The following is a 9,821-nucleotide window of genomic DNA, read 5'->3' on the forward strand; positions in this document are numbered from 1 at the left end:
TCAGGAATTATGTCAACTTGTCGCTAAGATTCCCCTATAATGTATCCCATTTAAGACCCAAACAAAAGTGAGGTTTATACAAAATGGGATTACCAAGTTGTTAGCTCTGGTTTTTTACAGTGCGAACCGATGTCTGGTTTATGATCAACACTATTCCCCATCTAGTCAAAATGAGTCAGTTTCCCTTCCAGGAAAAGGTACTCGCTATTGACACGGCCCCTTTAAGCGGGGAAAAGGTTAATCGCCCCGGACTGGGTACAATGGAGGAATTAAGAGCCTGTGCTGAAAAATTAGTTAGGGTTTGCTGAAAAAGTTTATTGGTGGGGTTAGGAGTCGGTCGTCGGTCTTCGGTCGGGGAAGTCAGAATAACAGTCAGAATAACAGAATGACCTCGCAGGTCTGGAAGCGGAACCCTTTGCCATCGCCTCCGGAAAGTGCAAGGGTTTTGAGTCCCTCGGATCGATTTCTCAACGTTTGTTTCTGGCACTTTTTGGGCGAAAAAAGTCCCAAAACCGTTTTCTAGCAAGGCTTCCAGTAATTTTCAGCAAGTCCCAACTAACAGAAACCCGAAATTAGAGTTTTTATTAGAAAAAAAGTTAGCGATCAGTTGTCAAGCAAGGGTTTCAGAATCTGGATTCGGTCAGGGATTTCCGAAAGTTCCAGAAGAGCGATAATGACTCTACTAGCCTAAAGATAGCAAAAAACCCGGCGGGAAAATCTCCCCACCGGGTCAAAAAGGCAAAAGTAAAGAATTATTTCTGATCAGCCTTTTTGCTTGACTTATCACCCATTTTGTACTTACGCAAGAAGCGATCAACCCGGCCCTCCGTATCGATCATCTTCTGGGTTCCCGTATAAAAAGGATGATTACCCGACCAAACCTCCACATGAATTTCTGGTTTTGTCGAACCCACCGTCATCACCAGTTCACCATTACAGATCACCTTGGCTTCCGGATACCAAGTAGGATGAATTTTTTTCGGCATAATAAACCTCTCTATTAACCTAACGTTTCGAGTATTGAGGCGCTTTGCGCGCTTTGTGAAGACCGTATTTTTTCCGTTCCTTCGCCCGGGGATCCCGAGTCAGATAACCTTCACTCTTGAGGGGAGGACGATTTTCTGGTGCTAATTGACATAAAGCTCTAGCGACCCCCAATTTCACTGCGTCCGCTTGGCCAGTCAAACCACCGCCCTCGGCCTTAACGATGATATCATACTCGTTTTCCAGTCCCAAAGTCTCCAGAGGAGCCTTGATCGTCTGGATATAGGTGGGAATGCGGTTAAAATGGGTTTCTCCATCGCGACCGTTAACGGTAATTGCCCCCGTCCCCGGCACGAGACGCACGGAAGCGACCGCCGATTTGCGTCGTCCCGTTCCCCAATAAACTACCTTATTTTTACTGTCCGTGGCTTGCATTGACTTAATTTCCTCCTGCGGGAATCGTATTAATCGCTAAAACTTCCGGTTGTTGTGCCTGATGGGGATGTTCCGCACCGGCATAAACTTTCAGTTTCGTGAACAATTTCCGACCTAAGCTATTTTTCGGGAGCATTCCCTTAACAGCGTGTTCGATAATCCGTTCGGGAATGCGTTTTTGCAGTTTATCGAAGCTTTCTACCTTCATACCACCCGGTCTGCCGGAGTCGCGGCGATAAACTTTCTGTTGGCGTTTTTTGCCCGTTACCGTCACTTTTTCGGCGTTAATAACAATGACAAAATCCCCCGTATCCAGATGGGGGGTGAAGGTGGCTTTATTTTTGCCCCGTAGAATCATCGCGATTTCGGTGGCCAGACGACCTAGACGCTGATCGGCCGCATCGATGACGTACCATTTCTGCTCTAGAGTCTCTAAATTTGGTAGAGGTGTTTTGTTCATGGTCAGTTTGCCTTGGTTTACAAAAATAAACTTTGAATCTCTATGCTCGGAAATAATAAAGAGGCTGAGTCTCGAACCAGACGCTATCGGCAAAGGGAAAATCGGCGTAACCCACCCGCAGTAAACATAGTCCTTTAGCTGGTGCGGCGTATTTGACCAATTCTCGGCGCTGATTAACCCAGATGTCGGTAAAGTTTTCTAGCGATCGCTCACCAGTTCCCACCTCCACCAACATTCCCACCAATAGGCGCACCATCCCGTACAAAAAGCCATTGGCTTGGATTTCCATCTGTACAAATGGCCCTTGACGGTAGCATTCCACCCCTTGTACTTCTACCCAGGAATGGTCACGACTAGAGTTGGCACGGTGAAAGGCGGCCAGATGGTGCTTTCCCAATAGGGGCTGTAAGGCCCTGGCCATCAAATCGGCATCGAGGGGACGATGGTAGTAGTGCCAACTAAAGGGACTAACAAAGAGATTGGGGATGGGGTCGGTATAGAGGGTGTAACGATAACGTCGCCAGAGGGCCGAGAAACGGGCGTGCCAGCGATCGGGAACTTGGGCTGAAGCCCGAATGACGATATCGTCATCTAGCCGAGCATTGAGAACCTTGGCCCAATGGGAAGGTGGGATCGGACTCTGCTGCTGGAAATGGGCAACTTGGGCGGCGGCGTGAACACCGCTATCGGTCCGTCCGGCCCCGTGCAGAGTGACGGCATGACCGAGAATATCGGCCAGAGCCTTCTCGATTTCCTCCTGCACGCTCCTGTGATGGGGTTGCCGTTGCCAGCCGTGGAAATTAGTTCCCACATACTGGATAACTAGGGCGATCCGCGACTGGGGGCAAGCTGTCATCGTTACATCAGTTCGATAATCGCCATGGGGGCATTATCCCCGCGACGGCGCAGGGTACGCACGACCCTGGTATAACCGCCGTTACGACTGCCATAACGGGTCTGGGCTCCTTCAAAAAGGGCGTGAACCAGTTGTTTGTCGTAGATGTAGCCCATGGCTTGGCGACGGGCGCTCAGGGAACCGTCTTTAGCTAGGGTGATAATGTGGTCTACCTCTGCTCGCACCGCTTTCGCTTTCGCTAGAGTGGTGGTGATCTGACCATGGCGAATTAGCTGGGTGGCCAAGCTGCGCAGCAGTGCCTTTCTTTGGTCAGCCGGCAGACCCAATTGAGGCACTTTACACCGATGTCTCATGGTATTTTCCTGGAATTGGGTTTACTTGCTTTTTTCTTGGGGTAGGGTGATGCCTAACCGTTTTTGTAGGGCTTCAATGACTTCTTCAGCCGATTTCTGCCCAAAGTTTTTGATTTCTAAGAGATCTTCTTGGCTGTAATCGAGGAGGTCGGCTACGGTGTTGATCTGCGCTCGCTTCAGGCAATTGTAGGCGCGCACGGATAATTGTAGTTCCTCGATCGGAATTTGGTTTTCTTGGTTGATCTCTTGGTCGTCAAAGTTACCGGAGGATTCGAGGGCGTTGAGATCCTTGAGCGGGTTAAAGAGATTAACTAGCATATCGGCCGCTTGGGAAAGGGCTTCTTTGGGGTTAATGCTCCCGTTTGTCCAAATTTCTAAGAGCAGACGATCTCTAGCTTGACCGCTTTCGGAACGGATATCTTCGACGCTGTAGTTGACTTTGGTTACGGGCATAAATATAGAGTCGATTTGCAGAAAGTCGAGCGAAGTGGCTTCTTCTTTACTGCGATCAATTGCCCGGTAGCCTTTGCCTTTTTCCACGCGAAATTCCATCTCTAGCTTGGCCCCTTCGGCTAGGGTGGCGACGTACTGATTGCGATCAACTATCTCGATTTCTGAGGGTAAATCGAATTGTGCCGCCACTACTGTCGCCGGTCCAGTTGCCACTAAACGCCCGATCTGGGTTTGATTGGTGTAGCTTTTGAGGATGATTTCTTTCATGTTGAGCATGAGTTCCATCACGTCCTCGCGTACTCCCTCAACGGTGGCAAATTCGTGATTGACTCCCGCGATCCGCAGGGCCGTCACGGCCGCTCCTTCCAGATTGGAAATGAGAATCCGTCTCAGGGCATTACCTACGGTCGTACCCTGGCCTCTTTCCAGAGGGTCTAGTACGAATTTACTGTACTGACTCTGATTCTTGTAAGTTTTTGCTTCTACACACTCGATTTGAAATTGCGCCACCGATTGACCTCCCTTGTTCAGTTATCAGTTATCAGTTATCAGTTATCAGTTATCTTTGGCTTTCAGCGTTTAGCGTTCGGCGTTCAGCTTTTTGATCAGATGGTCTTTGACGACCGGATTCTGCTGCTGATGCGCTCAAAGCTAACGGCTGCTGGCCTCAAGATCCCTGTCACCTGAAAAAGCTGTTCACTGTTTACACTCTCCGGCGTTTGGGAGGACGACAACCATTGTGGGGGATGGGAGTCACGTCCCGGATCAGGGTGATTTCTAATCCTGCTCCTTGCAGGGCCCGGATTGCGGTTTCCCGTCCTGCCCCAGGGCCACTAACCATCACTTCTAGTTGACGCATTCCCTGTTCGATCGCTCGGCGGGCAGCGTTATCGGCGGCGGTTTGGGCGGCGAAGGGGGTTCCTTTTTTGGCTCCTTTAAAACCACTCGATCCCGCCGATGCCCAAGAGATCACATCGCCTTTGGTATCGGCGATCGTGACAATGGTATTGTTGAAGGTCGATTGAATGTGAGCGACTCCGGTAGGAATATTTTTCTTCTGTTTTTTCGGTCCGGTTTTTTTGGTTGGTCGCGCCATAGTTTTTCTTGATTGGGGGATATCGCAATGAATAAAAAATTATTTCTTGGAGGGGGCTTTTTTCTTCCCTGCCACTGTCACCCGACGACCGCGACGAGTCCGCGCATTGGTTCGCGTCCGTTGCCCGCGCACGGGTAATCCTAGCCGATGCCGACGACCTCGATAGGTGCCGATATCGGCGAGGCGTTTGATGTTCATCGCCTCCCAGCGTCTCAAATCCCCCTCGATTTGATAATTTGTCTCGATATAAGTCCGTAGCGCCGCCACGTCTTCATCGCTGAGATCCTTGACCCGAGTGTCAGGGTTAACACCCGTCGCAGATAAGACTTCTTGGGAACGCGATAGACCCACTCCGTAGAGGTAGGTCAGGGCGATTTCCACACGCTTATCGCGAGGTAGGTCTACACCAGCTATCCTTGCCACGCTTTTTTTTTCTCCCTATGAACGATTTTTTTTCCGAAAACGACTACAATTAACGGTAACGATTCTCTGCCCCAAGACAGTGACTTTGGTGGTTTAACCTTGTCTCTGCTTGTGTTTGGGGTTAGAACAAATTACCATGACTCGACCGCGCCGACGGATGACGCGGCACTTTTCGCACATTTTTTTGACAGACGCTCTAACTTTCATGCCTAACTATTCTGGCAACACTGCAAGCTTATTATTATATCAGATTTCTTTTACTCGTGTCACCTATTTTTTTAAAATAAATTTGGCCGCTTATTAGACTTTTTGGCTTCTCTGCCCCCATTTGTCCCTATTTTTTTTGATTTTTCAGGCGATAGGTAATTCTTCCTTTGGTTAGGTCGTAGGGGGTGAGTTCCACTTTGACTCGATCGCCGGGGAGGATTTTGATATAATTACGGCGGATTTTGCCGGATATGTGAGCTAAGACGTTGAAACCGTTATCTAAATCCACCCTAAACATGGCGTTGGGCAAAGATTCGGTGACGGTTCCTTCCATTTCGATGAGATCTTGTTTAGACAAAGTTAATTCCTCAATTTCACTGGAGACAATTTATTTAATGATCGGCAGCAGCAACCGTGCTGTTAGCACAATTCCCCCAGTATAGCTTATCAGTGATCAGTGATCAGCGATCGGATGCGAGTTTTCAGTTCACAGCCAAAAGGAGCCCTTCTCTGGTACTCCCCACTCCCAGGCAGTATTAACGAGTCATATTTAGATAATCAACAGCTTAACCTTGCTGTCTTTTCACTGATGACTGATTACTGTTCACTGTTCCCTGAAAAGCTGGATTACTCGACGACAATTCGCCATTCATGTAGTTCATATTCCACACAACCATTCTCGATTAAAGGATCGCGAACTATAATTGCTTGGGCTTCCTCAAGAGAATCGGCCTTAAATAATAACATTCCGCCGCCCCTTTCTGCCCAATAACCGGTTTTTGCTTCTCGTCCTTGGCCAATCAAATCACGCACATAGTCCTTATGGGCGCTGACATAGCGATCAAAGGTAGTTTTATCAACAATGCCTTTTTCTATCTTGACAAACCAGGGCATAAATTCTCAGGAGGCTAGGACTGATTAACAATCATATAATTATACCGATTAATCTTGACCGTCGAGGGTGCAATGTAACAGAGCTATACAATTAGCTAGAGTTGTTGAAGACTGCTAGAATCGAGGTGACAGCTTCATTTCTGTAGCTTTGCTTGCTTCCATGAATCAACCCCAAGGATCTCTATTTTTTATCGCACTTTTGCCGCCGCCAGAAGTACAGGAAATTGCCACAAAAATCAAGGTAGAGTTTGCAGAAATTTACAATAGTCGCGCCGCCCTGAAATCGCCTCCCCACGTCACTCTCCAACCCCCTTTCCGGTGGAATTTAGAACAATTACCGGATTTAGAAAGATGTTTAGAGGAATTTGCTGGCTTGCACGCTCCTATTCCCCTAATTCTCCAGAATTTTGCCGCCTTTAAACCGCGAGTCATTTATATTAATGTCCAGAAAACCCCAGAATTATTAACCCTGCAAAAACGGCTTTTACAGCAGCTAGAATCTTCCCTGAATATCATTGATAATGTCTCAAAAAGCCGAGCTTTTTCGCCCCATTTAACCGTTGGCTTCCGAGATTTAACTAAAGATAATTTCTGGAAAGCTTGGTCAAAATATGCTAATCAAGAGCTATTTTTTGAGGTGATGATCGATGAAATTACCCTCCTAATTCATAACGGCAAGCACTGGGAAATTTATCGGCAATTTTCTCTATAATCCGGACTCTTGCAGGTTTCTGCGGCTGCATCTGATTTTTGTAAATCTACTAAGTTGGGATTTTTAAGGGGAAACTCTCTACTAAAATCGGGCGTTACTTTCGATTTTTTTCCTCAATCCAAGCTTTTGGGGGGTTCTACCCCCCAAACCCCCCGTTGGGGGCGTGGCGCGGTCACTGAGCGTGTCGAAGTGCCGCCCCCAAGCCCCCCGCGCATTAGTTTTTCGGTGGGATGCTTACAGACGGCTGCTGATATATCTGTAATAATTTAAAAGTCACCGATAATTGCTGATTGTCGGTATTGCTGCAAGTGCGAGATGCACCCGATTTCTACAGAGGAAGGGGTTCTAGTGTTAAAATAGGAGAGAGCAGTTTTTAAAGCTTCATTTCTGGCTTTTTTGCGATATTTTAACCTATAGAGCGATTTTATGGCCACTCCGCCGCCCTGAAACCTATGTTACTCAAAAATCCCCCGAAAATCTCCCCCAATCTGATCAAACAGCTAGAAGCGATCCTTGGCAAAGATGGAGTCATCCGTCGCAAAGATGAATTATTAACCTACGAGTGCGATGGTATCACAGGATACAGACAAAGACCCGCTCTTGTGGTACTGCCTCGCAGCACAGCAGAAATTGCGGCGGTGGTGAAACTCTGTCACGATAACGAGATTGCCTGGGTAGCGAGGGGGGCAGGAACGGGCTTATCGGGGGGGGCGTTACCCTTAGAAGAGGGGATTCTCATCGTCACGGCGCGGATGAATCAGATTCTCAGGGTTGATTTAGATAATCAAAGGGTGGTGGTACAGCCCGGGGTGATTAATAATTGGGTGACGCAAGCGGTAAGCGGGGCGGGATTTTATTACGCACCGGATCCCTCTAGTCAAATTATCTGCTCGATCGGCGGTAATGTGGCGGAAAATTCTGGCGGGGTTCACTGTTTAAAATACGGCGTGACTACCAATCACGTTATGGGCTTAAAAATCGTCCTTCCCGACGGTTCAATTATCGATGTGGGGGGTGCGGTACCGGAACAACCGGGCTACGACTTAACCGGTTTATTTGTGGGTTCCGAGGGAACTTTAGGCATCGCCACGGAAATCACCTTAAGAATCCTGAAAACTCCGGAATCTATCTGTGTTTTACTGGCCGATTTTACCAGTATCGAGGCGGCGGGCCAAGGGGTGGCGGATATTATTAAATCGGGAATGATTCCTGCGGGGATGGAGATTATGGATAATCTCAGTATTAACGCCGTGGAAGATGTGGTGGCTACCGGCTGTTATCCCCGGGATGCCGAGTCAGTTTTATTAGTGGAATTGGATGGTTTAGGGGTAGAAGTCGCCAGTAATAAACATCGGGTTGCCGAGATTTGCCGTCAAAATGGGGCGAGAAATATCACCACAGCTAATGATGCCGAAACCCGCTTGAAACTCTGGAAGGGCAGAAAAGCGGCTTTTGCGGCGGCGGGGAAAATTAGCCCTAATTATTTTGTGCAAGATGGGGTGATTCCCCGCACTCAATTGGTCTATGTTCTTCAGGAAATTAAGGCTTTAAGTGAAAAATACGGTTATAAAATCGCCAATGTTTTTCACGCCGGGGATGGCAATTTACACCCGTTGATTCTCTACGATAACAAGGTAGAGGGGGCCTGGGAAGAAGTGGAGGAATTAGGGGGTGAAATTCTCAAACTTTGTGTGCGGGTTGGGGGCAGTTTATCGGGGGAACATGGTATCGGCATCGATAAAAATTGTTATATGCCCGCTATGTTCAACGAGATTGACTTAGAAACTATGGGCTATGTGCGGGATTGCTTTAATCCCAAAGGTTTAGCTAACCCGGGGAAATTATTCCCCACCCCGCGCAGCTGTGGGGAAGCCGCTAATGCCAAAATACAAGGGTTTGGGGGGGTGGATGTGTTTTAGGTTATCGGCAAGTATTGACTGATGACTGATTACAGTCCAGCTTGGGGTCCTAGGGGCAGATTGATATTAGAGGGGAAAACTGGGACTTGTCTTTCCAGAAAACGCTGAGTGACTAATTCTCGGAAAATCTCTAGATCTTTTTGCCATTGTCCCAGATATTGTTTGAGCAGATTTAATCGATCGCTGCCCTCGGCCAGATTATAGTTAAAGTTGCCGGCAAATAATAGCGCCCCTAAAATTTTGCCATCGGGTAATTGTAATTTTGCCTCGTTAATCGCCACGGATAGCTGAGAGGTTTCTAACTGATAAAGTAGATTGATGCCAGCTTGTAGGGGGGCTATACCGAAATTGAGCCAGGGACCGGGGGCCAGAAGAGTTTCGGTGATGTATTTTTTAGCGGCATCGGGACTACTAGGGAAAGGAACAATACTTTTCGGGGCGATACTCAGGGCTTGATATTCGGCCAAAGGGAGTTTATCTAGATATAAACCGACAATTTCTGGCAGTTTCAGGTTCAGGCTATCGGGAGAGTTAATCATCTCCACAAAGGTAATTGTCCGGGGTTGGGCGACGATGCCGATGCCATTTTGAAAATTAACTTGAGCGTAATTAGGATTGAGTACCGGCTGGCTATTTAATTCCCAGTCGGGGGGAACTATTCCCGAATATTTGAGGAAATCAACCGTTAGCATGGCGGGATTGAGGCTTTTGGCGGTAATTGCGATGGCAAGTTCTTGTATTTCCCGCAAACTAACCAGAGGTTGATTAGAGTTATTGTCAGTGGTGGCAGTCATCAATTTTCTCCTTGGATATTTAAGTTTTCTTTCTAAGTGGGTGGGGGTTAAAAATTGTTCAGATCTGCCCCTTATTAAGGGGGATTAAGGGGGGATCGGCACCCCCCTTATCAAGGGGGCTATCCATTAGTCACATCTTTCTTAACATAAAATTTGACAAAAAGAGAAAAGTGTGCAAGATGGCTCAAGGAGGTTCTATGGGGGAACTAATTTGATGAGATAGTTTCCAAGTCTG

The 9,821-nt window shown here is 47.7% G+C and carries 16 protein-coding genes; 4 read left to right on the forward strand and 12 right to left on the reverse strand.

Features of this window, described 5'->3' with window-relative positions; all coding sequences use genetic code 11:
- Positions 1–140: 140 nt before the first annotated feature.
- Entirely contained in the window at positions 141–308 is a 168-nt protein-coding gene (locus ACOCD9_RS05830; protein WP_016514325.1) for a hypothetical protein, read from the forward strand.
- A 444-nt stretch (positions 309–752) separates the two neighbouring features.
- Here the strand turns inward: ACOCD9_RS05830 and rpmE are convergent, their stop codons facing one another.
- The 11 genes from rpmE to ACOCD9_RS05885 all read right to left on the reverse strand — a co-directional run bounded on the left by rpmE (position 753) and on the right by ACOCD9_RS05885 (position 6,161).
- Positions 753–986, reverse strand: coding sequence for a 50S ribosomal protein L31 (gene rpmE / locus ACOCD9_RS05835; RefSeq protein WP_002760058.1), 234 nt, complete (start codon positions 984–986; stop codon positions 753–755).
- Positions 987–1,005: 19 nt separating this feature from the next.
- Entirely contained in the window at positions 1,006–1,419 is a 414-nt protein-coding gene (gene rpsI, locus ACOCD9_RS05840) for a 30S ribosomal protein S9 (RefSeq protein WP_002737094.1), read from the reverse strand.
- Between the two features lie 4 nt (positions 1,420–1,423).
- The gene (gene rplM, locus ACOCD9_RS05845; protein WP_002735375.1) at positions 1,424–1,879 is read right to left on the reverse strand and encodes a 50S ribosomal protein L13; all 456 of its coding nucleotides are present in this window, start codon (positions 1,877–1,879) and stop codon (positions 1,424–1,426) included.
- A 40-nt stretch (positions 1,880–1,919) separates the two neighbouring features.
- On the reverse strand, positions 1,920–2,735 hold the full coding sequence (gene truA / locus ACOCD9_RS05850) for a tRNA pseudouridine(38-40) synthase TruA (RefSeq protein ID WP_002735236.1): 816 nt from the start codon (positions 2,733–2,735) through the stop codon (positions 1,920–1,922).
- A gap of 2 nt (positions 2,736–2,737) precedes the next feature.
- A complete protein-coding gene (rplQ, locus tag ACOCD9_RS05855; protein ID WP_002736334.1) occupies positions 2,738–3,088 on the reverse strand; it encodes a 50S ribosomal protein L17 in 351 nt (116 codons plus the stop codon).
- A gap of 21 nt (positions 3,089–3,109) precedes the next feature.
- Complete coding sequence (locus tag ACOCD9_RS05860; RefSeq protein ID WP_287703939.1) at positions 3,110–4,051, reverse strand: DNA-directed RNA polymerase subunit alpha; 942 nt, start codon at positions 4,049–4,051, stop codon at positions 3,110–3,112.
- Between the two features lie 193 nt (positions 4,052–4,244).
- Positions 4,245–4,637, reverse strand: a complete 393-nt coding sequence (rpsK, locus tag ACOCD9_RS05865; RefSeq protein WP_002735413.1) for a 30S ribosomal protein S11 — start codon at positions 4,635–4,637, stop codon at positions 4,245–4,247.
- 39 nt (positions 4,638–4,676) lie between these two features.
- Positions 4,677–5,060: a 30S ribosomal protein S13 gene (rpsM, locus tag ACOCD9_RS05870; protein ID WP_002735415.1), complete on the reverse strand. Its 384-nt coding sequence runs from the start codon at positions 5,058–5,060 to the stop codon at positions 4,677–4,679.
- 93 nt (positions 5,061–5,153) lie between these two features.
- The gene (gene rpmJ / locus ACOCD9_RS05875; RefSeq protein ID WP_012593611.1) at positions 5,154–5,267 is read right to left on the reverse strand and encodes a 50S ribosomal protein L36; all 114 of its coding nucleotides are present in this window, start codon (positions 5,265–5,267) and stop codon (positions 5,154–5,156) included.
- Between the two features lie 127 nt (positions 5,268–5,394).
- Positions 5,395–5,625, reverse strand: a complete 231-nt coding sequence (gene infA / locus ACOCD9_RS05880; RefSeq protein WP_002737109.1) for a translation initiation factor IF-1 — start codon at positions 5,623–5,625, stop codon at positions 5,395–5,397.
- A 269-nt stretch (positions 5,626–5,894) separates the two neighbouring features.
- On the reverse strand, positions 5,895–6,161 hold the full coding sequence (locus ACOCD9_RS05885; protein ID WP_287703941.1) for a YciI family protein: 267 nt from the start codon (positions 6,159–6,161) through the stop codon (positions 5,895–5,897).
- Between the two features lie 160 nt (positions 6,162–6,321).
- On the opposite strand from ACOCD9_RS05885, the gene ACOCD9_RS05890 reads away from it, so the two are divergent.
- The 3 genes from ACOCD9_RS05890 (at position 6,322) to glcD (ending at position 8,792) form a co-directional block, all read left to right on the forward strand.
- Complete coding sequence (locus tag ACOCD9_RS05890; protein WP_287703943.1) at positions 6,322–6,873, forward strand: 2'-5' RNA ligase family protein; 552 nt, start codon at positions 6,322–6,324, stop codon at positions 6,871–6,873.
- A 54-nt stretch (positions 6,874–6,927) separates the two neighbouring features.
- Positions 6,928–7,143, forward strand: a complete 216-nt coding sequence (locus ACOCD9_RS05895; RefSeq protein WP_419546734.1) for a hypothetical protein — start codon at positions 6,928–6,930, stop codon at positions 7,141–7,143.
- 182 nt (positions 7,144–7,325) lie between these two features.
- Positions 7,326–8,792, forward strand: coding sequence for a glycolate oxidase subunit GlcD (glcD, locus tag ACOCD9_RS05900; protein WP_419546728.1), 1,467 nt, complete (start codon positions 7,326–7,328; stop codon positions 8,790–8,792).
- A 29-nt stretch (positions 8,793–8,821) separates the two neighbouring features.
- On the opposite strand, the gene ACOCD9_RS05905 is transcribed toward glcD, so the two are convergent.
- The gene (locus ACOCD9_RS05905; protein WP_419546730.1) at positions 8,822–9,586 is read right to left on the reverse strand and encodes a hypothetical protein; all 765 of its coding nucleotides are present in this window, start codon (positions 9,584–9,586) and stop codon (positions 8,822–8,824) included.
- Positions 9,587–9,821 lie beyond the last annotated feature (235 nt).

Origin of the sequence: Microcystis sp. (genome assembly GCF_048564745.1) — a bacterium.
GTDB classification, from domain to species: Bacteria; Cyanobacteriota; Cyanobacteriia; order Cyanobacteriales; family Microcystaceae; genus Microcystis; species Microcystis ichthyoblabe_A.